Genomic DNA, 24,949 nt, shown 5'->3' with positions numbered 1-24,949 from the left:
TCTTAATGATGATCATCGTGAGATTCAAGCGACTGTGCCAGGTAAACCATCGTCAGCATGACGAAGACGAATGCCTGAATGGAACCAACGAAGACGGAGAAACCTTGCCATACAACCAACGCCGGGATCCCGTAAATACCGGCACCCAGAAGCGTGGCAATCAACACCTCACCCGCGAACAGGTTACCGAACAGACGCATACCGAGTGTCAGCAGGTTCGCCACTTTCTCGACAAGGTGAATCGGCAGGAACACAGGAAACGGTTCCAGATAGTGCTTAAAGTAAGATTTGGTGTTCCGCGTCATCCCCAGATAGTGCACCAGCAGGAAGACGATTAAGGATAATCCCATCGCTACGGAAGCGTCCGCTGTAGGCGATTTCCACCAAGCGAATTCAGGTCCATGGTGGCCATGGCCGCCTTCTTCACCTTCAGCGCCGTGAGATTCGGCTTCATACTTCTCAAACACCTCAGGAGAAATCTCCATGCCGAGGAATTTGGCCTGATGATCATGCGCTGTTACGAAAGTCAACGGTAAACCGAGCATATTCGCGACAAAAATAAACATAATCAGCGTAAGGCCCAGAGAAACGAATACCTTGCCTTTCTTCATATCCATGGTACTTGATACAATCCCGCGCACGAAATCCACAGCCCACTCCAGGAAGTTCTGCATACGTGACGGGTTCGTCACCGACAGGTTCCGTGTAGCTAGACGAGCGATTATGAATACGATTGCGCAAGTAACTAAAAGGGTAATCGCAACGGACAGGTCCAGACGGAACCATCCAAATAATTTGATTATCGGAGCTTCATGCATTTTATTTGTTTTCACCCCTTTCCATGGAATATGTAATGTTATCTTCTCATGCTGCCGAAAATCCCGGAGAGCACAATAGCTACCTGCCAGAACAACAAACCGAGAATGACGCCGAACAATTCCACGTCGCCCACTCGCATAGCGAGCATTACGGCAAGCACCGCAATCGCAGCCCTCGTCAGAAACCCAAGATTAAACCGCTTCTTCACGCCTGCAACCGCATACTCCGAGGCTTGTCTTACTTTCACCGAGAGGTAATACATGTTGCCGAGCGAGGCCGCCGTTCCGAGGATTAAACCTGCCGCATATCCCCGCAGCGGTGGATACACAATCCACACGATCAGGCAAAGCGACAAAAACAGAAGCGCTACGCGAAACACCGTCTTGAGACGGCCCGCTAATTCATCCATTCGGATCCTCCGTAAAACGCTTTAGAATGTATACGATGCTGAGGATTCCTACGGCTAATCCGAGAATAACGCCTGCAGCGATAAAGATCGGCATATCGCCCATCAAATCGCTTACATACTTCCCAAGAAAAAAGCCTATCAAAACACAAACGACTAAATCGGCGCCGATCAGGGACACGAGCGAGATCGCCCGCCATGGAGATTGGCTTGAATTTGGTTCTTTCATCGAATCAATTCCCGTTCGCAGTATTGAGAAGGCTTCAAAAAATCGTTTACAATCCTCGTTTATCATATCTAAGTAGGACTCTGTTTGTCAATTGATATAAATTCAAACATTTAGTGAACAAAATTGCTTAAGCCCTTGATACGTCTACACTTTCGCAATTGGTAAACCCTACAGTACTACTGTATGCTGTGCTGTCGCAAGCAATTCATGAACGTTGCGTGAACGCTTCCGGACGCGTATCCTGCAAACCGAAGTGATGGAGGATGGCTTGTACAATTCGAACCGAAGCTTGTCCGTCCCCGTAAGGGTTGGCTGCTTGGCTCATCTTGTCATACAGTGTCGAATCCGTTAACAAGGCGTGTGCCCGCGAGAATACCGCTTCTTCCTCGGTACCCACCAGCTCCAACGTGCCGGCATCGATGCCCTCCGGACGTTCGGTCGTATCGCGTAAAACCAGTACCGGCACGCCGTACGAAGGCGCTTCTTCCTGCAGTCCGCCGGAATCCGTTAAGATCATATGTGTGTGCGGATAGAAATTGTGCAGATCCACCACATCCAACGGGTCAATCAGCTTAATACGGGGATGTCCGCCCAATATTTCCTGAGCAGGTTCCTTCACAGCCGGGCTCGGATGAACCGGATACACGATGGCGATATCTTCAAATTCGTCGGCAAGACGTTTCACGGCGCGGAAAATTTGACGATGCGGCTCGCCCTGAGCTTCCCGGCGGTGTGCCGTCATCAAGATCAAGCGCTTTCCTTCAGCCCACTCCAATACAGGATGAGTGAAGTCCGGTTTCACTGTGTACTGGAATACATCGGTCACGGTATTGCCGGTGACATAGACATGCTCCTCGTTCTTGTTCTCCTTGCGCAAGTTGCCGGCGGACCAATCCGTCGGCGCGAAGTGAAGATCCGCAATGACACCCGTTAATTGACGGTTCATTTCTTCCGGGTAAGGAGAGAGCTTGTTCCAAGTACGCAATCCAGCTTCCACATGACCCACTTTGATCTGCTGCAGGAAAGCGGCGTAACTCGCCAAGAACGTAGTCAGGGTATCGCCGTGAACAAGCACAATATCCGGCTTGGCTTCCGCCATAACCGGCTCCAGGCCTTGCAATACACGGATGGTAATCTCATTCAGTGTCTGGCGGTCCTTCATCACATCCAGATCATAGTTTGGCGTGATGTTGAACACCTCCAACACCTGATCCAGCATTTGGCGATGCTGTGCGGTAACACAGACGATCGATTCAATCTGCTCCGGATATTTCTGTAATTCAAGAATTAACGGCGCCATCTTAATAGCTTCGGGACGCACCCCGAACACCGTCATGACTTTGATTTTGCCCATATGGTTTCCCCCGCCCAGTTCAGTATTATTTCGTGCCAAAAAGACGATCGCCCGCATCACCCAAGCCCGGGATAATGTAACCGTGATCGTTCAGATAATCATCTACGGCCGCAACATAAATATCGATTTCAGGATGCGCTTCCTGCACCGCCTTGACACCTTCCGGCGCCGCGATGAGACACATCAGCTTAATTTGGGCGCAGCCCCTCTTCTTCAGCGCATCAATGGCCATAATCGCGGAACCGCCTGTTGCCAGCATCGGATCAATAACGATCAGTTCACGCTCCTGCACATCTGTCGGAAGCTTCACGTAGTACTCCACCGGCAGCAACGTTTCGGGATCGCGGTACAAACCGACATGCCCTACTTTGGCGCCCGGAATCAATTGCAGAATACCGTCAACCATACCTAAACCCGCGCGCAAAATAGGCACCAAACCCAGCATGCGGCCCGAGATAATCTTGCATTTGGCATCGGAAACCGGTGTTCGGATCGTCACTTCTTCCAGCTTAATTTCACGGGTAATCTCGTAAGCCATCAGTGTCGCCACTTCGTCAACAAGCTCCCTAAAGTCTTTCGTATTGGTCTTCTCATCACGGATAAACGTTAGTTTATGCTGAATCAGCGGATGGTCGCAAATAAACAATTTGCCCATAGAAACGGTAACCTCCTGCGGTATGTAAGTCTAAATCCTACCTATTATATCACTGACCCTGTTGGAGTGCACCCCGTATCAGTAAGGGCAGGAATGTGGAACAGGGTTAGGTTTTGCCAAAAGAGTAAAATTCATCCTACACTACCGCAGCAGACTTAATCTCCACCGCCTCCGCAACCCGAAGAGCCGGACGAGGAGGAACACGATGATGAGGAAGAGCAGGACGAAGTTCCGTTATGACCGTCGTTATGGTGGCTGTCGTGCCCGCCGGATTTGCTTCCGCTGACGCTTGAGCAGGAATACATCGTTGCGGAGCATCCGGAGTTGTGCGCATGGTTTCGGTCCTGCTGCATTAAACTGTCCATCGTACGACTATAGTCGGCCGGATCGTCCATGGATACATAGAGCATTGTCGCGGGTAACATCGTGCTGAAGCTGGCATCTTCCTTGGAAGGACGGTCATTCGTTCTTAATCTGCTCTCGGCGGTGTCCACTTGTGCTTTAAAATGTTGAATCAAATCGTGAATTACCTCTCGATTTTCATACGAGGATTCGTAGGCGGATTTATTGTAGAAGTCTTCGACCAGGTCGGCTTCCGGCGCATCGCGCAGACGGTCGATCCTTTGATGGGAAAGAGGCGTTCTGTAGAAACTGCCCCACAGATAAGCGCTGTAAGGAGCCGGAGGGAACAATTGGCCGTAATGCCAGTCAAACCAGGCTCTTTCGTCGGTTATCGCATGGGATGCAGCTTGGGACGCAGGGTCGAATGCAGGATGTGCTGCTGAATCGGATGCAGCCTTGGTTGAAGCGTTCGACTTCGGCAGATGCGGGGCATGATGAATGGCGCGGCCTATAAACATCTCGCCGAACGCGTTGTATTCACGGGTAAACATCAGCATCTCATGCCAAATTTCATCGACAGCCACGCTATACATCGGAACTTCATCCAGCACCGCGCACATCACAAAATATCGCTTAAGCTCAAACCATTTCCATGCAAACTCGGCTTCGCTCATGTGCGGATGCTCTGTGAGGACGCGCAGTTTAACGGCATCCGCATATTCGGAAGGCAATGCCGCTTCCAGATGCAGCACCACCGCATACACCGGCTGATCTTCAGAAACGCCCAAGTGCGCGGGAATCTCTGCTTGGTAATCGAGCTTTGAGCTTGATGGCTGTGAACGCAGAACCACGGTCAGAATGATGCTAAAAAATAGGAGTCCAAGTACAATCAATACCACTGTCGTCATGAAATACACCCCCGAAGCGTAATACTGTCATTATATCAGATGCGGCCGCGGCTATCCTCTAAAGTATGTTAAATTTAGAAGTGTTTGGTGTTGACTTACCAGCCGAAATTTGTTTTAATATGTTTAAACATATGAACATAACGCGTTCGAGGAGCTGACACAATGGGACAACAAGCCATGGATACTTTCCGCTCCTGCATTCCTTTATTTCAAGCGTTGAGCGATACTGCCCGACAAGATATTATTCTGCTGTTGGCGGAACATGACAGGCTGACGGTGAATGAAATTACGGAATTTGCTACTTTATCCAGGCCGGCGATATCTCATCATTTGAAGATTTTGCTGGAAAATCGGTTGGTTGAAGTGGAACAAAAGGGATTGCAGCGTTATTACTCCTTATCACTAGATCCGGCGGTGGCGCAACTCAAGGCACTGATTCACACGGTCGAGACAACCTGTTGTAAAGAGAGTTTTTAAAGAGAGAGATGCTGTCTATCGAGAAAGAACAATATTTTTTTGAACTTTGCGTTCATATGTTTAAACATACAATCTTAATAAATCTAAAGGAGAACATATATTATGAGAAAAACAATTCTAATTACAGGCGCATCCGCAGGAATCGGCAAGGCTACGATGGACCACTTCGTCCGCAACAACTGGAATGTGGCAGCCACGATGCGTAACCCCGAGAATAGCGGGCTGAACGAAAGTGCCTCGCTTAAGCTTTATACGCTCGATGTAACGAATGAGGAGAGCGTGAAGGATGCGTTAGCTGGAGCTATTCGGGATTTTGGACGCATCGATGCCGTGCTGAATAACGCCGGCTATGGCGCGGTTGGCGTATTCGAAGCCTCCACACCGGAGCAGATCCGCCGCCAGTACGAGACGAATGTATTTGGTACGATGAGCGTAATACAGGCGATTTTGCCTCACTTCCGCGAGCATCGCGCCGGTACGATTATTAATGTTACCTCCGTCGGCGGCAAGGTCACCTTCCCTTTGTACAGTCTCTATCATGGATCGAAGTGGGCTTTGGAAGGATTCTCGGAGTCGTTGCATTATGAGCTGAAGCCATTGGGTATCAATGTGAAGATTATTGAGCCGGGCGTTATTAAAACGGACTTCTATTCCCGTTCTCAGGATTTTATTAATAACGAGGCGTTGGCGGAGTATCAGCCCTATGTGAAGGCCGTTTCCGCGGTGATGCAGCAATCCGGCGCGAACGGTGTGCGGCCCGAGGTGGTCGCGGAGATGATCTTTAAAGCGGCTACGGATGGTTCTGCACGACTGCGATATGCTGTGGGGAGTCCTGCTCCTTGGCTGTTGCCGCTTAGGAAGTTTCTGCCTGAGAAATGGTTCTTTGCGATTGTGCGGGCAAGTGTGGAGAAGGGTTTGAAGTAGGAGAACCCGTGATAAACCAAAAACCGACCCCAGCGGGTCGGTTTTCTTCATGTTTGCTATATTATTATGCGAATAATTAATATTCCAAGCCATCGTAGATTGGGAACTTCGCCGTAAGCGCGGAAACCAGACCGCGAGCTTTCTCCAATGTTGCTTCATCTTTCGGATTCTTCAGCGTCATAGCAATGATTTGGCCGATTTCTTTCATGGCCGCTTCGTCCATGCCGCGGGAAGTACAAGCAGGCGTACCTACCCGAATACCGCTGGTTACAAAAGGAGATGTCGGGTCAAACGGAATCGCGTTTTTGTTCGCTGTAATGCCTACTTCATCCAACACATGCTCCGCGTCCTTACCTGTAATGTTCAGGTTGCGCGTATCGATCAGCATCAGGTGGTTATCGGTGCCGCCGGAAACGATGTTCAGGCCTTCCGCCGTCAACGTGTCCGCTAATACTTTAGCGTTCTTCACAACTTGTTCGGCGTAAGTCTTGAACGAAGGCTGAAGCGCCTCGCCGAAAGCCACCGCTTTGGAAGCGATCACGTGCATTAACGGTCCGCCCTGAGAACCCGGGAATACCGCCTTATCGATCGCTTGCGCCCAGGCTTTACGGCAGAGGATCATGCCGCCGCGGGGTCCGCGAAGCGTTTTGTGCGTAGTCGTTGTCACAAAGTGTGCGTATGGCACCGGGTTCGGATGAAGGCCCGCCGCCACCAGACCCGCGATATGCGCCATATCCACCATGAACAGCGCGCCTACGTCGTTGGCGATCTCGCTGAGGGTTTTGAAGTCGATGGTGCGCGGGTAAGCGCTGGCGCCGGCCACGATCATTCTAGGTTTATGTTTGAACGCCAGTTTGCGAACCTCGTCGTAATTAATCGTGAACGTCTCCGGATCTACGCCGTAAGCGACAAAGTTGTACAGGATACCGGACGCGTTAACGGGACTTCCGTGCGTCAAATGTCCGCCGTGCGCCAGGTTCATACCCAAAACGGTGTCGCCAGGCTGCAATGCTGCCAGGTAAACCGCCATGTTCGCTTGCGCGCCCGAGTGAGGCTGAACGTTCGCGTGCTCCGCGCCGAATAGTTCTTTGGCACGGTCTCTCGCGATATCTTCAACGATATCGACATGCTCGCAGCCGCCGTAGTAGCGTTTGTTCGGGTACCCTTCCGCATATTTGTTGGTCAGCACGGTACCCATCGCTTCCATCACCGCGGAAGACACGATGTTCTCCGAAGCGATCAGCTCGATGTTGTTGCGTTGACGTTTCAATTCCAGGTTCATGGCTCTTACAATTTCAGGGTCTGCGTTACGTAGGTGTTCCATGTTAAATTCCTCCCCAATGTATGTTGAAACTATATAATGAAAAAATCTTACTCACACGTGTCGGTGCGCACGGACTCGGTCTCCGGCGGCGCGTATACCGCGCGCGCGCCGCCGATCAGCTTAGGCCGAGTGACGGCCATGGTCACGTGCGCGTGACCGATGCTGCGAATACCCGGCCGCACCGGGACCGCGACTCGGCGCAAATGCATGCCGATGAGCGTGTCCCCGATGTCGATGCCCGCATGCGCGGCGATCGACTCCACCAGGCAGGCGTCCCGGAGTTGGCGGTAAGCGTAAGCCGCCATCGACCCGCCTGCCTTCGGGACCGGAACCGCGGCGACCTCGTCGAGTTCCGGGAACCGGTCCAGCAGCGCGCGCTCCACCACCAGCGCGCGATTCAAGTGCTCGCAGCATTGGATCGCGGGGGTGAAGCCGATGGCTTCCCTCGCCCGCGCCATACCCGCGAAGATTTCCCTCGCCGCATCCGTCGTCCCCGACGTGCCGATGCGCTGCCCCAGCACCTCGCTGGTGCTTGTGCCCAGGACGATAATCTGACCCGGGCGGATATTCCCCGCTTCCGCCAACTCCAGAAACAGCCGCTCCACATTCCCTGCGATGTTTCTCAAGTTGTCGGCATACCCTTGCGGGTTATGCGTTGAGTCACTCATACGTTACGCCTCCTCTATTAAGGATGTAGGGTGTACTTATCCTCAATTTCGGTAATTTTACGAATGCGGTTCTGATGGCGCTCACCTTGCGAGAATTCCGTTTCCAGCCAGACCCGGATAATTTCCTCTGCCAGTCCCGGCCCGATTACACGTTCACCGAGAGCGAGAACGTTCGTGTCATTATGTTCGCGGGTAGCTTTGGCTGAGAACGTATCGTGGACCAAAGCGCAACGGATCCCAGGCATTTTGTTAGCCGTAATGGACATCCCTATGCCCGTGCCGCAAATCAAGATTCCTTTGTCCGCCTCGCCGGAAATGACCTTATCACAAACCGGAATCGCGTAATCCGGATAGTCGACGGAATCTGTAGAATTGTAGCCCATATCCGTAACCGTGTGGCCGAGAGACTCCACAAATGTGATTAAGCCGCCTTTCAAACGTACGCCTGCATGATCGGATCCAATAGCAATATTCATATGAAATGCCTCCTAATAGTCGGGTGATGTGCAAAAAAAGCAATAAACAAGCTCCCTCTATTATACCCCGTCGGAGAAAGAAAAAAAGAGCAGCACATGCGAATACACGCATGCGATGCTCTTTGCCCAGGCGACCGGCCGTATGACCCGATGCTCCACCGTGGTTTCATCCACCTCGTCGCCAGTTACACCGGGGTTCCATTTCTATGGAGTTAAGTATACTTGATCCCTTATCTGAAATCAATTGGGTTTTTAGTCTAGAGGCGCTCTGCAAGCTTCTTCAGCGCCCGCTCAATTTCTTCTGCGCAACGCCGATAGATATCCAGCGAACCGCCGAACGGGTCCACAATGTCAAAATCGGGGATGCTTCGTTCCAGATCACGGACGCGATCTTTCTCCTCACGAGAGATCGGTTGTCCCAATGATTTTTTCAATTGAAGCTCGGAGTACAAGCTCTCCAAGGCTGTAAGGTTGTCCAGTTCCGCACCGCCGTCTTGCGTGTATTCGTTCAGCGTATGCGTTTTGTCCACGGCGTAAGGATGCATTTGAATGAGTGTGCGCTTGTGACTTGCGGTCATGGTGAGGATCAGATCCGCCCACTCGATCCACTCGCGCGAGATGCTATTAGAAGAGAACCGGTCCGATAATTGACGCTCTTGCAGAACTAGCGCCGAGTTGCGGGAAATCGGCATGCCGTCCAGGGCGGAGACACCTGCGGAGCGGACTTCGACTTGAAGCCCTTTTTTGACAGCCAAATCTCGAAAAATCGCCTCCGCCATCGGACTGCGACAAGTATTACCGGTACATACGAATAAGATATTCCGTTTCATTTCAGGCGGTCTCCTTTCCTAAAAAACAAGAGTTTGCGACCGAATAGGGATGGTTTACATCATAATTTACAAAACAAATAAAATGCCGAATATAAACAAAATGGCGCCGCCGCAAGCTTCCCCATATCCGCCCAGCTTATCGCTGACGCGGCTTCCAAGCAACAACCCCATGACCGACATCAAGCCCCCAAAAAACCCGAAGCATAACACGGTTAACACAATATCTGTGGCAAACATACCTAGGGAAACCCCGACGGAAAACGAATCGATACTGACACTCAATGCAAAAACCAGCGTGCCCCACAAGGTTCTGTGATCAAACGACTGGGTTTCTTCCCCTCGGACCGAGCTGTAGATCATATGCCCGCCCAGCAGCAGCAACAAACCGCCGCCGGCTGCCGTGGCCACCTCACCGAGCAGGGAGCTCATGTATTGGCCCATAAACATGCCGGTTAGAGGCATGATGATATGAAAGATGGCGATCACCGTGCTGATTTTCAGGATATCCAGCTTGCGGATGCCTTTCAGCCCAATGCCGATTCCCAGTGAAAAAGCGTCCATCCCGAGCGCCACAGCCATAATGAGGATCGTCAGCCATTGCCCCAGTTCAGCTGAAAATTCTGCTCCCATTCGTTTCTCCCTCCATACCTTGTACTGTTAGACAAGATATGCGGACAACCGGGGAAACAGTACAAGTCCTTCGTGGCGGCAGGACTGTGCGGGTCGGTGCGTTGGTGCTGAACGGATGATGCTGGCTTATCCCGTTCGCTCAGTGGTGCGCTTGGGTGCGTTGATGCGGACAGGCCCATTGGCGTGCCGCCTACTGATGCTGGGTTATCCCCTTCAATCAGTGGTGTGGGGGCGCCGTGGTGGTGTCGACAGGTCAGTGGTGCCCCACCTCTGATGCCGGGTTATCCCGTTGAATCAGGGGTGAGGGGGCGCGGCCATATCGACAAGCCCAGTGGTATTTCACCTCTGATGCTGGGTTATCCCCTTCAATCAGGGGTGCGGGGGCGCCGTGGTAGTGTCGACAAGCCCAGTAGTCCCACGTCTGATGCTGGGTTTATCCCGTTGAATCAGGGGGGCGGGGGGCGCGGGGGTGCCGACTGGCCCAATCGTTCCCATCCCTGATGCTGGGTTATCCCCTTCAATCAGGGGGGGCGGTCGCCATCATAGCGGGCGTTAGGACCACTCCAGCTTGCGATGGCCGGCGGCTTTGGAAAGCCGGTTCATGACGGCGAAGCCGATCCCTTTGGCCGGAATCGTCTCGGCCAAAATGTACGTGGCGCCCTCAGCGTCGAACCGCCGCAAAGCGCCGTACAGCCCTTGCGCGATCGTCTCCGGTTCGGCCAACCGGCCGCAAACAGCGACGATATCGGCGTGATACAACGAGGCGTGCTCCTCATACGTGAGGATGCCCGTTGTTTCGCCGCGCGCCTTGGCTGTATCCAGCGCCGCTTGCACCGCGGCGGTGAAGGCGCCAGCATCGTGCCCAGCCCGTGGCTCCGCAACCATCATTTGGCCCCGAGGGGCGTAGTGCCGGTATTTCATACCCGGAGATTTTGGCCCCTCTGATGCGGGCAATGGCGGTTGTATAGCCGCTCCGGGCGGGGTCGATATGGTTCCAGAGCCGGCGGGCGCCTCGCCTTCATAAGCCGGCTCCGCCTCCGGTTGCTGCTCATCGCCCGAGACGAGCGATGCATGCAACACGACTTCCGCCACCTCGCGCAGCTGTTCGGCGGTAATCCCGCCGGGCCGCAACACATGGATGCGGCCCTCAAGCGGTTCCACGACGGTAGACTCAAGGCCGACCCCGGCCGGTCCCCCATCGAGGATGCCGTCGATGCTCCCGCCCAAGTCGTCCAGCACGTGGACGGCTTGGGTCGGGCTTGGCCGTCCCGAGCGGTTCGCGCTCGGAGCGGCCACAGGGCAGCCCGCGGCGGCGATTAGCCGCAAGGCTGCCGGGTGGCCCGGCATGCGCACGGCGACCGTGCGCAAACCCGCGGTGACCCGCGGAGACACCGCGCCTTCGCGCGCGGGGAGCACCAGCGTCAGCGGGCCGGGCCAAAAGCGGTCCATCAGCGCCTCCGCAAGGGGGCTGATGGACTCCGCTAACGCCGACAGCTGCGCGCGGTCGGCGATATGCACGATGAGCGGATTGTCCGACGGCCTGCCTTTGGCCCGGAAAATCCGCTCTACCGCTTCCGTCGAGCGGGCGTCCGCGCCCAGCCCGTACACGGTTTCTGTCGGGAAGGCCACCAATCCGCCATCCCTTAACGTCTGCGCAGCTTCTTGGTAAGCAAGCATGTCATTGCCGTTGTCGTTAATGTCTGCATTTTGCCCGGAAACATGGTGTTCCTCAAGCGAGCCCTGTATCTTCCAAAACTTCGTCATAGTTGTAACATTCCTTAGCGTCTACATTTCATGCCCTCGTTCACACGGGCTTCCCTTAAGTATACCATACCCCAAAAACCGTGAGAATTAAGCAAACCAACCTTGCACCATATTCGCGATACTCACCAGCAGGTCCACCAAAAAGAATCGAATTTCCGGTTGCTCCGTTCCGAGCGTAGAGGTTTCAGACGTGTTTGCAGTTGTCGCGTCAGCATTCGCAGTAGTAGTACCTGCTTGAGTCTTCACCGTAACCGGTTTAGCTTCCGCAGCGCTCGCCGCAGCGACATTCTCCCCGCTAACCCCATCCACAAAGCACAGCGGCGGGAACAGGACACACCACCAGTTTTGCCCGTTGCCTTGGCCCAATGTGATTCTTAAAGCTTCGTAATCGCCGGCAGGGTATTGGCGGTTGCCGTACATTTTGGTAGGAAAATCGACCACCGCAAGCTCCGCCTTATAGCTGTAATCAAAACCTAGTTTGCGAATCTCTTCACCTATTACCTTCTCAATTTCCGGCAGGCGCGAGGCCACAATTTCTCTGGCTTCTGCTAGTGTTGTCGGACCTGTCACCCATTGATTCATTTGCTCCACCACGGCATCCTTCACCTGACGCTTCGTCCATTGATCGACGGGGGTATCCGAATTAGCAAGAATCCGCAAGCGAATCGACTCCTGAGGAATCGTCCCGCTTACCGCCATGGCGTGGGTAATATCGGACTGCCAGTTCATCACCAACATCATCATCGCGAACAAAAGATATATATAATAGCGAACCGAAGTTTTGCTGCGTTTAACCATTTTTGAAAACTCCCTTTCTCCTTGGCGTGCGTCTGATCTGTTTCTATCAAACATTGTGCCCGGATTTAAGAGAGTTAAACATGCGAATCTATGAATCTATTAAAAAGTTCTTTTTAAGTTAAAAATGAATACAAATCCCGATGCCGCTTTGTCCCATATATTAATCATGCTCGGTATGTTCAGTACTGGCATTGCTCACAATCCATGAAACGTAAATAACCCACCCTTGGATTAACGGCTCTGGGGTGGGTTATTACTGACTATACTTATTCAGAAGGGATCCCACTCAACTTCCATGGTCCTTTAATAACAAAATGCGGCTCGGTCAACGCAAACTGAAGCGACGTTTCGAGCAAGTAGCCGCACAACAGGATTGTCCGCCAAACAAACATCATGCTGAGTCAACGGGATATCGGGGGTTTTGCACTTGCTGAGATACTTAACTAGTTGTGATACTAAACTTAGTGATGAAGCATGAGCCAACGTGGTTGACCAGTGTTCACACACAAGCAATCACTCACTAACGCACTCACGCTCATACTTGCTCGCTGAGTCAACGGGATAACCCCGCATAGCCGCCTTAGGAGACACCGTCTCCCCTTAGGCTGGCCAAGGCGAGCGGCGCACGGCAACCACGTGCCGCTCAATGCCCGCGAGGTCCGGGATGATCCGGACCTCGTCCCACACCGCGACGGCGCGCAGCATCGCCGCTACGTCGCGGGCCTGGCCCATGCCGACCTCGAAGCCCACGAGGCGCGGCATGGCCGGCAGTTCCGGCAGCTGCGCCAGCATGCGCCGGTACAACACCAGCCCGTCATCGCCGCCATCCAGCGCCGACAAGGGCTCATGCGCGCGCACCTCCGGCTGCAGCGCGGGAATATCCGCCGACGGGATGTACGGCGGATTACTGACGAGAATATCGACGGCGAGCCCCGCGTCGATAATCGGTTCCAGCAGGTCGCCCTGCAGGAACCGCACGCGATCCGCGACGCCGTTCGCGGCCGCATTGCGGCGCGCCACAACGGTGGCGGCCGGCGACAAATCCGACGTGGCCACGCGCCACGCCGGACATTCGACCGCGATCGCCACCGGGATGGCGCCGCTGCCGGTGCCGATGTCGACGAGCTGCGGTGACCCGCCCGGCCATAAAGCGTGGCCAAGCTCGATCATCTGCTCGACGAGCAGCTCTGTCTCCGGCCGTGGAATCAACACGGCCGGCTCCACCTCGAACGGCAGGCCGTAAAAATCCTGCCTGCCGATAATATATTGCGCCGGCTCACCAGCGGCTTTGCGGCGCAACAGCTCTTGCCAATCCGCCGTCAGCTCCGGCGGAAACGACTCATGCCACCGCACCAACAGCCCGGTGCGGTCTACTCCCAGCAGATGGCCCAGCAACAATTCAGCGTTCGTGCGGCTCTCCGCCACCCCCGCCGATTCCAAAAAAAGTGAAGCCTCCACAAAGGCTTCACGCAAAATCAAACGCATATTATTCCCTCTCATCCATCAGATCCGCTTGGGACGCGATGGTCAACGTAGACAGGATCTCTTCCATATCCCCGTTCAATACGGCATCCAGACGGTGCAGCGTTAAACCGATCCGGTGGTCCGTCACACGGCTTTGCGGGAAATTGTACGTACGGATCCGCTCGGAGCGATCTCCCGTACCTACTTTGCTCTTCCGCTCGCCGGCATACTTGGCTTGCTCTTCTTGAATTTTCACATCGGAGATCCGTGCGCGCAATACCTGCAAAGCCTTATCCTTGTTGGAGTTCTGGGATTTGCCGTCCTGGCAAGTCGCTACGATCCCCGTAGGAATATGCGTTACACGAACCGCGGATTTCGTAGTATTAACGGACTGACCGCCGGCACCGGAGGAACAGAACGTATCTACGCGGATATCCTTATCATGGATTTCAATCTCCAAAGCTTCGACTTCGGGCATGACAGCCACGGTCGAAGTTGACGTGTGAATACGTCCCCCTGATTCCGTCGTAGGAATCCGTTGAACGCGGTGAGCGCCGCTTTCGAACTTCATTTTGCTATAGGCGCCTTTACCGTTGATGCTGAAGATAACCTCTTTAAACCCCCCCAAGTCGCTGATATTCGCCTCCAACAACTCGGTCTTCCAACCCTGCAAGTCTGCATAACGCGTGTACATCCGGTACAAATCGGCCGCGAATAAAGCCGCCTCGTCTCCGCCGGCCGCGCCGCGAATTTCCACGATTACGTTCTTGTCGTCATTCGGATCTTTAGGCATCAGAAGCACCTTAATCTGCTCTTCAAGCGTCTCGCGGCGTTCCGTCAACTCATCAATTTCCATCTTGACCATTTCTTTCATCTCGTCGTCCAGCTTCTCGCCTTGCATTAGCTTGGCCGCATCGAGCTCTTCCATCACCGTTCTATATTCATTAAAGGCTTCATAAGCCTCTTGTAAATCGGATTGTTCCTTGGATAATTCCCGAAGTTTCTTCGTATCACTGGCCACATCCGGGTCACAAAGCAGTTCGCTCAGTTTCTCGTAACGGTCCGCCAATGATTGGAGTCGATCCAACATACGTTCCACCTCCATATTTATTTTGGGTCAATACTTTATTTTATTCAAAATGATTTCCACATGTCAATTCACAATATATGCCGAAGGGTGATTACACGTTAAATCTGAAGTGCATAACATCGCCGTCTTTCACGACGTAATCCTTGCCTTCCAGACGAACCTGCCCTCTTTCTTTAGCCACGTTCATCGAGCCCGCCGCTACCAAATCATCATAGGACACCACTTCCGCCCGAATAAATCCGCGTTCAAAATCGGTATGAATCACACCCGCTGCTTGCGGTGCTTTCATGCCTTTACGAATCGTCCATGCGCGAACTTCTTGCACGCCCGCTGTGAAGTAAGTGTACAGACCAAGCAGTTGGTACGCCGCTTTAATCAGACGGTCCAGACCGGATTCCTGCATGCCCAGCTCTTCCATGAACATCGCTTTGTCTTCGCCTTCGAGCTCGGCGATTTCGGATTCCACTTTCGCGGAAATCGGAACGACTTGCGCACCCTCGGCTGCCGCGAATTCGCGAACCTTCTGTACTAGAGGATTGCCGTCAAAATCAGATGCTTCCTCTTCGCTCACATTCGCCGCGTATAGGACCGGCTTCAACGTCAACAGGTGAAGGTCGCGAACCAACGCACGCTCGTCATCTGTCAACTCCATGCTGCGCGCAGGCTGGTCGTTATAAAGCGCTTCTTTCACACGCTCCAGCACTTCCACTTCTTGCACGACTTTCTTGTCTCCGCCTTTGAGGTTTTTGCGCGAACGCTCAATCTTCTTCTCCACGGAATCCAAGTCGGCCAGAATCAGCTCCAGATTGATCGTTTCGATATCGCTCAACGGGTTCACGCCGCCGGATACATGCGTAATATTCTCATCTTCAAAACAACGCACCACATGCACAATCGCATCCACCTCGCGGATGTTGGCAAGAAACTTGTTGCCTAAGCCTTCGCCTTTGCTTGCGCCTTTCACGATGCCCGCGATGTCCACGAATTCAAATGCGGTTGGGACTACGCTTTTCGGTTGCACAAGCTCCGTTAGTTTCACCAGACGCTCATCCGGTACTTCAACAACCCCTACGTTCGGGTCAATCGTACAAAACGGATAGTTTGCGGATTCCGCGCCAGCTTGTGTAATTGCGTTAAATAAAGTCGATTTCCCTACGTTCGGTAAACCGACGATTCCAGCTTTCAATGCCATGTATAGGACAACTCCTCGAAATTTATCGTTACTTTCATTATATCCTTTTTTAGACCACTACATATTATATCGCTTCTCAAACAAAAAGCCTAGTCATAATGACAAGGCTCAAAAGTTTGTGTAACAAACTTGCATCGGAAGCATTCACTTAAAAGTTTACGAAGTAAACTCGCATCGGAAGCAATCACTTAGAGTTTACAGAGTAAACTGACATCGGATGCATCCCCTTAAAGTTTGTGTAACAAACTCGCATCGTAGGCATCCTACTTAGAGATTCTGTGCTGAACGGGCATACTTAACGTAAAAAAACTACGCTATTATATTTTATTGTTAAAATAACGTAGAAATTATTCGTTATTCGGGCTGTAATCAGGCTGTTTGAGCCATATTTACATGAAATCTTGGAATTAGCGTAACTTTTCTACGCTATTAATAAACATTTTGAAAATAACGTAGTTTTCTTACGCTAATCTTTGATAACACCCTACAAACCTTCCAGTTCCTTCTCCGTCGGCGGCAACATCGCGTTCTTCTTGCCTTCGTCCGGTACTGTGACAGGCTTCGCTTCGTTATAGTTGGAATAATCGGCTGTAATGTTCTGCTTCAAGCCGATCATCCCGCCGTCCACCGTCATGACCACGTCCGTCACCAACTTGATCTGTTCCGGCAGCTTGGTTGCTTTATCGGCTGTAATCACATAGTCCAGCTTCTGCACCTTCGCCGCTTTAATGATCGCATCCGCATCGGGACGGTCGCCCACCAGGCCGCGGATGAGATCATCCAGCAGCTTCTCATGCCCTGCGCCTGTCAGCGCCAGGTTGTAGATCAGCTTCCCGTCCTGCTCCGTGGCAGTCATCTTGGCCAGGTACGGCTCAAGCTTAGCCAGCTCCTTGCCCGGATCGGTCTGCAGCTCGGAGAACGTGCCCTTAATTTCCGCAACAGACTCCTTCGGCATCTTGGTCCAGTCCCCGGTTACCAGATCATGCGCGAAGTACTCCGAATCGTTCATGTACGCTTCGAACTTCGTTTCATCATCACCGCCGACGTTCATGTCGACCTTCTGATACATGGCAAAAGGCTGCTTCACTGTGTCCAACTTCATGTTGGACTGCATCTGCATCAGTTCAGCTTGTTGCGTCATGCTCTGCTGGATATCCATCGCCAGCGAGAAGCTCTTGGAGGCAGTCGCCGCAGTCACAACGTCCTTCAACCCTTGCGGATCGGCCTTCACGGACTCCCCTGACGGTTGATCTGTACCTGGCTTCTCATCCTCGCCCTTATCTGTACCTGCGTTACCCTTATCTGTACCTGTATTGCCATTCGCGGCATTGCCCGAATTCTCTTGCCCCGGTTTATTAGCAGCGTTCCCGTTCTCTCCGCCATCGGTGCAAGCCGTCAGCACCAGCATCAAGGCAGGGATCAGCCAAATCTTCGACTTGAACTTCCTCAACCCGCTTCTGTTGCTTTCCTTGCGATCATTACTGTCCGTATGTTCATTCGTCATTAATCTATTCAAAATGCCAGCCTCCTGAGGTAAGTCTTGCTGTGTAAGCCAATGATGTTATCACTCAGGGATTATAGCATTTTTTCTAAAAATTGTCTTGCCCGCTCACTTTTCGGTGCAGTGAAGAACTCCTCCGGCGAGGCGTCTTCCACCAGCCGTCCTCCGTCCAGGAAACAAATCCGGTCCGCCACTTCCCGCGCAAAGCCCATCTCATGCGTCACGACGACCATCGTAATCCCCGATAACGCCAAATCCTTCATAACCTCCAGCACTTCCTTCACCATCTCGGGATCCAGAGCGGATGTCGGCTCATCAAACAGGAGCATTTCCGGTTCCATCGCCAAGGCGCGAGCAATCGCCACCCGTTGCTTCTGGCCGCCCGACAATCGGTTGGGATATACATCCGCTTTATCCGCGAGCCCGACCCGTTTCAGCAACTCCATAGCTTTGTTGACCGCTTCCTCTTTGGACAACTTCTTGATTTTCATTGGCGCAAAAATCATGTTCTGCAACACCGTCATATGCGGAAACAAGTGAAAGTGTTGAAAGACCATCCCGACGTTCTGGCGAATCTCGTTGATTTCCTTACGGTCGGCTGTGATATCGCGTCCATTGATCAGAATGCGTCCTTGCGTGGGTGTCTCCAACAAATTCATGCAACGCAGAAAAGTCGATTTACCTGAACCTGAAGGCCCGATGACAGCGACAACCTGCCCCTTCTCAATGGTGGTGGAGATGTCCTTCAGCACTTCCAATTTACCGAACGATTTGTGTAAGTTCTCAATGTTAATCACCGCGGCGCAATCTCCTTTCAAGTAAGTTGGCTAGAATCGTCAAAGCCATGACCAGTAAATAGTATACAAGGCCAGCGAATAACAGCGGTTCGAAGTAAACGAAGATTTTGTTACCGACCGTCTTGGCTCTCCACAATAAGTCCATGACACCAATGACCGAAACGAGCGTGGAATCCTTTAAGAGCGCAATAACTTCGTTCACTAATGACGGCAAAATGTTACGGAATGCCTGCGGCAATATAATATGACGCATTCGTGTCGCGTAAGGAACACCCAATGACATCGCTGCCTCATCTTGTCCTTTATCCACGGCGAGAATCCCACCGCGCATCGTCTCAGATACATAAGCGGCCGAGTTCATCCCGAATGTGATAACCCCCGCGGCAAGGGCTGAAATTTCAATACCTATTAACTGCGGAGTGGCAAAATAAACGAGTGTCAATTGCAGCAAGAGCGGCGTGCCGCGGAACACCGAAGTGTACGCAACGGCAAACCACTTTAAAGGTTTAATAGTCGAAATTTTAAATAAAGTCAGAATCAAACCCAATATAAGACCAACTAATAAAGAGAAAAACGTGAATTGCAACGTAAATAACGTTCCTTTTAACATAAAAGGGATGTACGATTCAATTTTTGAAAAATCAAGATCAAGCGCTGTGAACATAGGCCAATACTCACCCCTTCGCGATATACCACCGGTCAATTAATCGGAGGCTTCGATTCCAAATGTGGTTAAATCAGTTGTTCTCTCTACATAAATGTATAAATCCTGCAAACGTATTCTATGCTGATACACTCGGAAACACTCGATCATTATAGCAAATTAACGTGCATATTCAAACAAATATACTAATAAAAATGCCAAGAAATATATGGGTTCGACAAATTTTTCAGGTCCTATTTGGCTTTCTTGCTAATTCCTGTTATTCAAAACCATATTCTGTGGTTATATGAAATCAAGCAGGAAAATTATACTACAAATTACCTATACTCGAGGAGGAATTTTACGATGAAAGTTTGGAAAAAAGCTCTGGCCACCACATTGGTATGCGCAGCGATTGCATTGCCTGGAGCCGCTTCGGCGGGAACGGCGACAACACAGAAAGATCCGCTGTATGAAGGTGTGAAAACGCTGCAAATGCACGGTGCAACATGGGTTCCTCTGAGAGAAATAGCCATGAAGCTAGGCTATACGGTGGTTGTGGGTACGGACGGCAAGGCAACATTCCAAGTGGTGTCGCAAGGCTCGGAGAACAACGATCTGATGTCGGAACGTCTGAAATATTTTATCCGCGTAAAAGCGAACTGGAAAATGGTCGAGGCCAATAACAAGGAGTTCAAGATTCACATGGCGCCGATCGCTCATATGAATAAATTGTATGTAACGAAGCAATTCGCCGACTATTACCTGAAAATGCCGGTGGATGCGCTAGCCAAGCAATCGGTCGCTCAATACGAGGGAACCTAAAATCAAAGAAAACGGAGGGCTCGTAGCCTTCCGTTTTTCTTTTTGGGCGCGGAAAGGTCCGCATGTAGTTATGAATTAGAGGGATGCTGTGCCCACAGCGGCTCCAATATGTCCGCCAAAGCCCGCTCCAGATAAGGCTTCGCATGCAAGAAAGAAACGAACTCCCGATAACTCTGAGCCAGCTTGTCCGTATTCGTCCGTTCTCCGCGGACCGCGCGGATCAGCAGGTTCTTCGGTGTGTGCTCCATATCGATGAACTCCAGAATTTGCGTACGGTACCCGACCAGTTCCAGCAGCTGCGCCCGAATGGAATCTGTCGCCAGGGCGGCGAAACGCTCTTTAATGATTCCGTGGTTCAACATCGGAGAAAGCACCTCGCTTCTAACCTGCGCGAACAATTCATGCTGACAACAAGGCACCGAGAGAATGACGGAAGCGTTCCAGCGAACCGCTTTCTCCAAGGCCGCGTCGGTAGCGGTATCGCAGGCATGCAGCGTGACGACCATGTCCGCTTCGGTCAGACCGTTATATTGAGAAATATCCCCGACGAGAAAATGTAAATCTTCATACCCGAAACGCTCCGCAAGCGTCGAACAATGTGTAATGACATCTTCCTTCAGATCCAGGCCGATGACGTTAATGTTCAGTCCTTCGATTTCCTTCAAATAATAATAGAGCGCGAACGTCAAATACGATTTGCCGCATCCGAAATCCACAATGTTCAAGGTACGACCTTTCTCTTGAGGCAAGCTAGGCACAACATCGCGGATCATTTCCAGGAAGCGGTTGATCTGACGAAACTTATCATACTTCGCGGCAAGAACTTTGCCCGTCTCATTCATAATTCCCAGTTCCACAAGGAACGGCACAGGCGTACCTTCCTCCAGCACATAATTCTTCTTGCGGTTATGCGTCAGGACCGGCTTGGCCGAGGCGGTGGATTTGGTGTTGATGTTGACTTTGAATTTTTTGCTGATCAACACTTGGTATTCCGCCTCGGTTGTACGAATGAGCGCTTGTCTGAATTGCGTCTGGAACAGCTCGTTACATCTGGCTTCCGCCTCCGTTGGCGTCAGGTTTTCATGGAGCACTTTGGGCCCTTGCTGCGCGTGAAACTGATAATGCAGTGACCCTTTCAGCTCAACAGGCTTGATTGTTATTTTCGTGATCCCGTCCGGCTCGCTGCGCCGCACTTGACTTAATACAGCTTGTACCAAGGCTTCGTCACCGCCGCCGCGAAATACACGTGACAGCAATGATGCCAATGGTTTCAGTTCTTCCATATCGGTTCATGCTCCTTATTCTCTTGACTATGTTGAATCACACGGTGGATTACACGGCTAATCCCGGCACTCCAGGATGACGCAGCTGAATCCGCGCACCGTCAATTCCGACGGCGAGCTCCCGACGCCGAAGGAGACGATGTCCTCCGCGCCGAACAACGGCCGCCAAGCTCCCAGCGCCGGCACATGGGCCGTGAGGTCTCCGCGCGTACCGTTATGCACCACGAACAGATGCTTAGCCGCATCGCCGTTCGCATGTTCACGCAACGTGTACGCCACGCCGCCCGCGGAGCACTCCTCGAAGATGAGATGCTCGCGGATCTGATCGGCCTTCGGCATGCGGAAGGCCGGATGCGCTTTGCGCAGCGCGATGAGCTGCTTCACATGCTCCACATCCGCGCTGCGCTCCGCACGGCGGCGCCAGTCCATCCAGTTCACCTCGGTCGGAGACCGGTAACTGTTGTGGTCGCCGCCCTTCGTGCGCATGAATTCCTGCCCCGCGTGCAGGAATGGGATGCCCTGCGAGGTGAGCAGGATCGACGATACCAGGCGGTGGGACCGCCGTAACGTCTCCTCAAGCTCACCGGGCATCGCCTGCAACAACTTATCCCACAGGGTCAAGTTGTCATGGCATTCCGCGTACGACACCGACTGGTTCGGTTCGTGCGCGAAGGAGTGCAGGCCGGCCCAATGGGCCACGCCGCCGACGATGCCTCGCTTGAGATCGTGCTCGGCATGCGGCTTGCCGCTGGCGAAGCCCGGGTCCGGCCCGTGAAACACGCTGCCCTTCAGCGTATCGCGGAACGAATCATTGAACTGGGCGATGCGCGGCATCCGCCCGGCGTTCCCCTGATTCGCCTTCATCTCTTCAGGCAGCGGCGTACCCATGTGCCATCCTTCGCCCAGCATCAGGATGGTCGGGTCCAGCGCGTCGAGCCCCGCGCGGATCGCGTTCATCGTATCGACGTCATGGAGCCCCATCAAGTCGAAGCGGAATCCGTCGATCCGGTACTCCCGTGCCCAATACAGCACGGAATCCACGATGAACTTGCGCACCATGCGCCTCTCCGACGCCGTATCATTGCCGCAGCCCGAGCCGTCGGACAGCCGGTTATCATCGGTGTAGCGGAAGTAATAACCCGGAACCAGCTTCGTGAAATTCATTCGATAGGCATCGAACACATGGTTGTACACGACATCCATAATCACGCGCAGTCCGTTATCGTGGCAAGCCTGAATCATCGTCTTCAGCTCGCGAATCCGGCATAAAGGATCGACGGCATCTGTAGCGTAAGAACCCTCAGGCGCATTGTAGTTCTGCGGATCATACCCCCAGTTATACTGGGATTCGTGCAGACGCGATTCATCCACCGAATCATAGCTGTAATCATAGATGGGCAGAAACTGAACATGCGTTACACCCAGATCCCGAATGTGATCGAGACCCGTAGGCACGCCGTTCGGCCCTTTCGTTCCGGTCTGCGCGGCGCCCAAATACTTTCCTTTATGGGCGACTCCGCTCTCCGGATGGATCGTCAAATCTCTGACGTGCACTTCATAGATGACAGCGTCCACTGCTTCAGCCAACGCAGGCTTAACCGCGCGCCCCCACCCTTCGGGATTCGTCAACGCGAGGTCGACGACAACGCCGCGATTGCCGTTCATACCGACAGCACGCGCATACGGATCTACCGCTTCGTTCCATTTGTCGCCTATTTTGACCCTATAGCTATAATAAACCCCGTGCCAATCCCCCGGAATTTCCGTCTTCCATTCACCCTTCAATCCCCGCAGCATGGCCTGTTCTTCCTGCGCTTCGCCTTGCCAGTCCGCAAACAGAACAACCTTGGCTTCCGAAGCCGTCGGCGCCCACAGTCCGAATACCGTTCGGTCAAGATTATATACCGCTCCTAAATCGTTTCCTTCGTATCCATATGCTTCATCGAATTCCCAGGACAGCACGGACATGCCGCCTGTCAGACCCGGGTCCCCGTAATGAATCGCTTCGTTCGTTTCGCGTTGTACTGCCACGTAAGTCACACCCCTTGGATTTCTTGTCCTTATTTTAACAAAAAAATCCCTCAACACACCATATTCGGGTGAGGAAGGATTTTCGCAGGCTCATGCCTACAGATTGGAGTAGATCGAATAAATGAACACAGCAATGACCAGGAACGGCGCAATATAACGAAGGAGGAACATCCACAGCTTATACCAACCTGAGGTTAAGCCCGCTTCCTGACCCGCATGCTTCCAGACATATCCCGTAAACAGAGTCACCACCAGACCGCCCAGCGGCAACAGTACGTAGGATCCCAGGAAATCCATCCAGTCGAAGATGCTCTTGCCCCCCGGCAAAAAACCGCTAAGCGGTCCGTACAAGGACAGCGCGGCGGGAATGCCGAACACAAGACATAAAGCTCCGACCGAGGATGCCGCCTTGGCGCGGGTTGTTCTGAACTTGTCCATAACGAAGGCCACCGGCACTTCCAGAATCGAAATCGCGGAAGTCAGCGCCGCAATCGCGAGCAGAATGAAGAACAAGCCGCCGAAAAACTCACCCATCCACATCGCGTCAAAAGCCGCCGGCAAGGCAACGAACACAAGCCCGGGACCTGCGGATGAAGGGATGCCGAACGCGAATGAGGTAGGAAAGATAATCAGACCCGCTACCAGCGCGTACAGCAAATCGCCGAAGCCGACAGCCAGGGTGGCTGTGCCGAGCGATTGTCTTTTTTCCACATAAGCCCCGTAAGTTAACATGGTTCCCATCCCCAAAGAAAGCGAGAAGAACGCATGTCCCAGCGCCACCAGCGCGGATTCCACCGTTAATTTGGAGAAGTCCGGCTTCAGGAAGAACTCTACGCCCGCTCCGGCACCCGGTAAGGACAAAGCGCGTACCATCAACACTAACAGGATGATAATCAGACCCGGGATCAAGACTTTGTTAAATTTCTCGATACCGCCGGAGATCCCTTTGGCCACGACGAATACCGAAATAATCATGACAACGATTTGCCAGCCTACAGGCTGAAGTGTTGCGTTAAAATTCTCGAACTGCGCGCCGAAATCGCCCCCGGAAAACAGCTTACCGGTAAACGATTGAACCGCATAATGCATTGTCCAACCCGCCACAACAGTATAGAACGCCATAATGACGAATGCGGCCAGTACGCCGAGCCCTCCGAAGTAGCTCCAATATTTATGTCCCGACAAAATGGTGAATGCGGACGAAGCGTTGCCCCGGCTTCCCCGACCAATGGTCAATTCCGCCAGCAAAATAGGAAGCCCGATCACAACCAAGCAAATGGTGAACAGCAGGAAGAACGCCGCGCCGCCGTAAAGCCCCGTAATATATGGGAATTTCCACATGTTGCCCAAGCCGACCGAGCTGCCGATCGCGGACAGAATAAACCCGGCGGAGGAGAATGTTTCCTTACTGGTATTATTCAGTTCAAGAGTAGGTTTGTTTGCAGATGATTTCATAACTGGATCTGATGCTCCTCTAAGTAGTATAGTCAATAGCGATTTTACTATGTTATTGCATTCA

25 protein-coding genes and 1 riboswitch are annotated in these 24,949 nt (G+C 52.6%); of the genes, 3 read left to right on the top strand and 22 right to left on the bottom strand.

The genetic code is table 11. The features are described from left to right. Positions 1 to 2: 2 nt before the first annotated feature. The 6 genes from atpB to SY83_RS10655 form a co-directional block, all read right to left on the bottom strand. Positions 3 to 818, bottom strand: coding sequence for a F0F1 ATP synthase subunit A (atpB, locus tag SY83_RS10680; RefSeq protein WP_068606346.1), 816 nt, complete (start codon positions 816 to 818; stop codon positions 3 to 5). Between the two features lie 38 nt (positions 819 to 856). Next, a complete protein-coding gene (locus SY83_RS10675) occupies positions 857 to 1,228 on the bottom strand; it encodes an ATP synthase subunit I (RefSeq protein WP_068606344.1) in 372 nt (123 codons plus the stop codon). Then, entirely contained in the window at positions 1,221 to 1,454 is a 234-nt protein-coding gene (locus tag SY83_RS10670) for an AtpZ/AtpI family protein (RefSeq protein WP_068611044.1), read from the bottom strand. The genes SY83_RS10675 and SY83_RS10670 overlap by 8 nt, the downstream gene beginning before the upstream one ends. A gap of 205 nt (positions 1,455 to 1,659) precedes the next feature. Then, positions 1,660 to 2,808 (bottom strand): non-hydrolyzing UDP-N-acetylglucosamine 2-epimerase, encoded by a 1,149-nt coding sequence (gene wecB, locus SY83_RS10665; RefSeq protein WP_068606342.1) that lies wholly within the window; start codon positions 2,806 to 2,808, stop codon positions 1,660 to 1,662. A 25-nt stretch (positions 2,809 to 2,833) separates the two neighbouring features. After that, a complete protein-coding gene (gene upp / locus SY83_RS10660; RefSeq protein ID WP_068606340.1) occupies positions 2,834 to 3,463 on the bottom strand; it encodes a uracil phosphoribosyltransferase in 630 nt (209 codons plus the stop codon). A gap of 155 nt (positions 3,464 to 3,618) precedes the next feature. After that, positions 3,619 to 4,713, bottom strand: a complete 1,095-nt coding sequence (locus tag SY83_RS10655) for a glycine-rich domain-containing protein (RefSeq protein ID WP_068606336.1) — start codon at positions 4,711 to 4,713, stop codon at positions 3,619 to 3,621. Between the two features lie 162 nt (positions 4,714 to 4,875). On the opposite strand from SY83_RS10655, the gene SY83_RS10650 reads away from it, so the two are divergent. Beyond that, positions 4,876 to 5,190, top strand: a complete 315-nt coding sequence (locus SY83_RS10650) for an ArsR/SmtB family transcription factor (RefSeq protein WP_068606334.1) — start codon at positions 4,876 to 4,878, stop codon at positions 5,188 to 5,190. Positions 5,191 to 5,292: 102 nt separating this feature from the next. Next, positions 5,293 to 6,114, top strand: a complete 822-nt coding sequence (locus SY83_RS10645; protein ID WP_068606332.1) for an SDR family oxidoreductase — start codon at positions 5,293 to 5,295, stop codon at positions 6,112 to 6,114. Positions 6,115 to 6,190: 76 nt separating this feature from the next. On the opposite strand, the gene glyA is transcribed toward SY83_RS10645, so the two are convergent. From glyA to SY83_RS10580, 13 genes are all read right to left on the bottom strand, one after another. Further along, positions 6,191 to 7,438, bottom strand: coding sequence for a serine hydroxymethyltransferase (gene glyA, locus SY83_RS10640; protein WP_068606331.1), 1,248 nt, complete (start codon positions 7,436 to 7,438; stop codon positions 6,191 to 6,193). Between the two features lie 47 nt (positions 7,439 to 7,485). Next, entirely contained in the window at positions 7,486 to 8,106 is a 621-nt protein-coding gene (locus SY83_RS10635; protein ID WP_082882466.1) for a TIGR01440 family protein, read from the bottom strand. Positions 8,107 to 8,123: 17 nt separating this feature from the next. Next, positions 8,124 to 8,582: a ribose 5-phosphate isomerase B gene (gene rpiB, locus SY83_RS10630; RefSeq protein WP_068606329.1), complete on the bottom strand. Its 459-nt coding sequence runs from the start codon at positions 8,580 to 8,582 to the stop codon at positions 8,124 to 8,126. 117 nt (positions 8,583 to 8,699) lie between these two features. Then, a riboswitch (ZMP/ZTP riboswitch) is annotated at positions 8,700 to 8,781 on the bottom strand. A 58-nt stretch (positions 8,782 to 8,839) separates the two neighbouring features. Continuing rightward, on the bottom strand, positions 8,840 to 9,412 hold the full coding sequence (locus tag SY83_RS10625; protein WP_068606327.1) for a low molecular weight protein arginine phosphatase: 573 nt from the start codon (positions 9,410 to 9,412) through the stop codon (positions 8,840 to 8,842). A 66-nt stretch (positions 9,413 to 9,478) separates the two neighbouring features. Further along, entirely contained in the window at positions 9,479 to 10,042 is a 564-nt protein-coding gene (locus SY83_RS10620; protein WP_068606325.1) for a manganese efflux pump MntP, read from the bottom strand. 552 nt (positions 10,043 to 10,594) lie between these two features. Continuing rightward, on the bottom strand, positions 10,595 to 11,806 hold the full coding sequence (locus tag SY83_RS10615) for an L-threonylcarbamoyladenylate synthase (RefSeq protein ID WP_082882465.1): 1,212 nt from the start codon (positions 11,804 to 11,806) through the stop codon (positions 10,595 to 10,597). Positions 11,807 to 11,893: 87 nt separating this feature from the next. Next, the gene (gene spoIIR, locus SY83_RS10610; protein ID WP_068606323.1) at positions 11,894 to 12,604 is read right to left on the bottom strand and encodes a stage II sporulation protein R; all 711 of its coding nucleotides are present in this window, start codon (positions 12,602 to 12,604) and stop codon (positions 11,894 to 11,896) included. Positions 12,605 to 13,204: 600 nt separating this feature from the next. Beyond that, the gene (prmC, locus tag SY83_RS10605) at positions 13,205 to 14,089 is read right to left on the bottom strand and encodes a peptide chain release factor N(5)-glutamine methyltransferase (protein ID WP_082882464.1); all 885 of its coding nucleotides are present in this window, start codon (positions 14,087 to 14,089) and stop codon (positions 13,205 to 13,207) included. 1 nt (position 14,090) lies between these two features. Further along, on the bottom strand, positions 14,091 to 15,158 hold the full coding sequence (prfA, locus tag SY83_RS10600) for a peptide chain release factor 1 (protein ID WP_068606319.1): 1,068 nt from the start codon (positions 15,156 to 15,158) through the stop codon (positions 14,091 to 14,093). 91 nt (positions 15,159 to 15,249) lie between these two features. Continuing rightward, positions 15,250 to 16,350, bottom strand: a complete 1,101-nt coding sequence (ychF, locus tag SY83_RS10595) for a redox-regulated ATPase YchF (RefSeq protein WP_068606317.1) — start codon at positions 16,348 to 16,350, stop codon at positions 15,250 to 15,252. A 484-nt stretch (positions 16,351 to 16,834) separates the two neighbouring features. Further along, on the bottom strand, positions 16,835 to 17,866 hold the full coding sequence (locus tag SY83_RS10590) for a DUF6612 family protein (protein ID WP_068606315.1): 1,032 nt from the start codon (positions 17,864 to 17,866) through the stop codon (positions 16,835 to 16,837). Positions 17,867 to 17,925: 59 nt separating this feature from the next. Then, positions 17,926 to 18,648: an amino acid ABC transporter ATP-binding protein gene (locus SY83_RS10585; protein WP_068606313.1), complete on the bottom strand. Its 723-nt coding sequence runs from the start codon at positions 18,646 to 18,648 to the stop codon at positions 17,926 to 17,928. Then, positions 18,641 to 19,312 carry an amino acid ABC transporter permease gene (locus SY83_RS10580; protein WP_068606312.1) on the bottom strand — a complete coding sequence of 224 codons (672 nt, stop codon included), beginning with the start codon at positions 19,310 to 19,312 and terminating at the stop codon, positions 18,641 to 18,643. The genes SY83_RS10585 and SY83_RS10580 overlap by 8 nt, the downstream gene beginning before the upstream one ends. Before the next feature lie 345 nt (positions 19,313 to 19,657). On the opposite strand from SY83_RS10580, the gene SY83_RS10575 reads away from it, so the two are divergent. After that, positions 19,658 to 20,116: a stalk domain-containing protein gene (locus tag SY83_RS10575; RefSeq protein WP_068606310.1), complete on the top strand. Its 459-nt coding sequence runs from the start codon at positions 19,658 to 19,660 to the stop codon at positions 20,114 to 20,116. 68 nt (positions 20,117 to 20,184) lie between these two features. Here SY83_RS10575 and SY83_RS10570 read toward each other — a convergent pair whose 3' ends face one another. The 3 genes from SY83_RS10570 to SY83_RS10560 all read right to left on the bottom strand — a co-directional run bounded on the left by SY83_RS10570 (position 20,185) and on the right by SY83_RS10560 (position 24,885). Then, entirely contained in the window at positions 20,185 to 21,399 is a 1,215-nt protein-coding gene (locus SY83_RS10570; protein WP_068606308.1) for a class I SAM-dependent methyltransferase, read from the bottom strand. Positions 21,400 to 21,456: 57 nt separating this feature from the next. Then, positions 21,457 to 23,430, bottom strand: a complete 1,974-nt coding sequence (gene pulA / locus SY83_RS10565) for a type I pullulanase (protein WP_068606305.1) — start codon at positions 23,428 to 23,430, stop codon at positions 21,457 to 21,459. Between the two features lie 96 nt (positions 23,431 to 23,526). Continuing rightward, the gene (locus tag SY83_RS10560) at positions 23,527 to 24,885 is read right to left on the bottom strand and encodes a sodium-dependent transporter (protein WP_068606303.1); all 1,359 of its coding nucleotides are present in this window, start codon (positions 24,883 to 24,885) and stop codon (positions 23,527 to 23,529) included. Positions 24,886 to 24,949 lie beyond the last annotated feature (64 nt).

The sequence above is a fragment of the Paenibacillus swuensis genome (assembly GCF_001644605.1).
GTDB classification, from domain to species: Bacteria; Bacillota; Bacilli; order Paenibacillales; family DY6; genus Paenibacillus_N; species Paenibacillus_N swuensis.
Note: the sequence above shows the minus strand (reverse complement) of the source record. Positions and strands in the feature narration are given on the sequence as shown.

Coding starts and splice junctions, on each gene's coding strand:
- atpB (WP_068606346.1), bottom strand. CDS start 818: ATGCATGAAGCTCCGATAATCAAATTATTTGGATGGTTCCGTCTGGAC.
- SY83_RS10570 (WP_068606308.1), bottom strand. CDS start 21,399: ATGGAAGAACTGAAACCATTGGCATCATTGCTGTCACGTGTATTTCGC.
- SY83_RS10650 (WP_068606334.1), top strand. CDS start 4,876: ATGGGACAACAAGCCATGGATACTTTCCGCTCCTGCATTCCTTTATTT.
- spoIIR (WP_068606323.1), bottom strand. CDS start 12,604: ATGGTTAAACGCAGCAAAACTTCGGTTCGCTATTATATATATCTTTTG.
- SY83_RS10635 (WP_082882466.1), bottom strand. CDS start 8,106: ATGAGTGACTCAACGCATAACCCGCAAGGGTATGCCGACAACTTGAGA.
- upp (WP_068606340.1), bottom strand. CDS start 3,463: ATGGGCAAATTGTTTATTTGCGACCATCCGCTGATTCAGCATAAACTA.
- SY83_RS10620 (WP_068606325.1), bottom strand. CDS start 10,042: ATGGGAGCAGAATTTTCAGCTGAACTGGGGCAATGGCTGACGATCCTC.
- ychF (WP_068606317.1), bottom strand. CDS start 16,350: ATGGCATTGAAAGCTGGAATCGTCGGTTTACCGAACGTAGGGAAATCG.
- prmC (WP_082882464.1), bottom strand. CDS start 14,089: ATGCGTTTGATTTTGCGTGAAGCCTTTGTGGAGGCTTCACTTTTTTTG.
- SY83_RS10655 (WP_068606336.1), bottom strand. CDS start 4,713: ATGACGACAGTGGTATTGATTGTACTTGGACTCCTATTTTTTAGCATC.
- SY83_RS10560 (WP_068606303.1), bottom strand. CDS start 24,885: ATGAAATCATCTGCAAACAAACCTACTCTTGAACTGAATAATACCAGT.
- SY83_RS10670 (WP_068611044.1), bottom strand. CDS start 1,454: ATGAAAGAACCAAATTCAAGCCAATCTCCATGGCGGGCGATCTCGCTC.
- rpiB (WP_068606329.1), bottom strand. CDS start 8,582: ATGAATATTGCTATTGGATCCGATCATGCAGGCGTACGTTTGAAAGGC.
- wecB (WP_068606342.1), bottom strand. CDS start 2,808: ATGGGCAAAATCAAAGTCATGACGGTGTTCGGGGTGCGTCCCGAAGCT.
- SY83_RS10580 (WP_068606312.1), bottom strand. CDS start 19,312: ATGTTCACAGCGCTTGATCTTGATTTTTCAAAAATTGAATCGTACATC.
- SY83_RS10575 (WP_068606310.1), top strand. CDS start 19,658: ATGAAAGTTTGGAAAAAAGCTCTGGCCACCACATTGGTATGCGCAGCG.
- SY83_RS10675 (WP_068606344.1), bottom strand. CDS start 1,228: ATGGATGAATTAGCGGGCCGTCTCAAGACGGTGTTTCGCGTAGCGCTT.
- SY83_RS10625 (WP_068606327.1), bottom strand. CDS start 9,412: ATGAAACGGAATATCTTATTCGTATGTACCGGTAATACTTGTCGCAGT.
- SY83_RS10615 (WP_082882465.1), bottom strand. CDS start 11,806: ATGACGAAGTTTTGGAAGATACAGGGCTCGCTTGAGGAACACCATGTT.
- prfA (WP_068606319.1), bottom strand. CDS start 15,158: ATGTTGGATCGACTCCAATCATTGGCGGACCGTTACGAGAAACTGAGC.
- glyA (WP_068606331.1), bottom strand. CDS start 7,438: ATGGAACACCTACGTAACGCAGACCCTGAAATTGTAAGAGCCATGAAC.
- SY83_RS10645 (WP_068606332.1), top strand. CDS start 5,293: ATGAGAAAAACAATTCTAATTACAGGCGCATCCGCAGGAATCGGCAAG.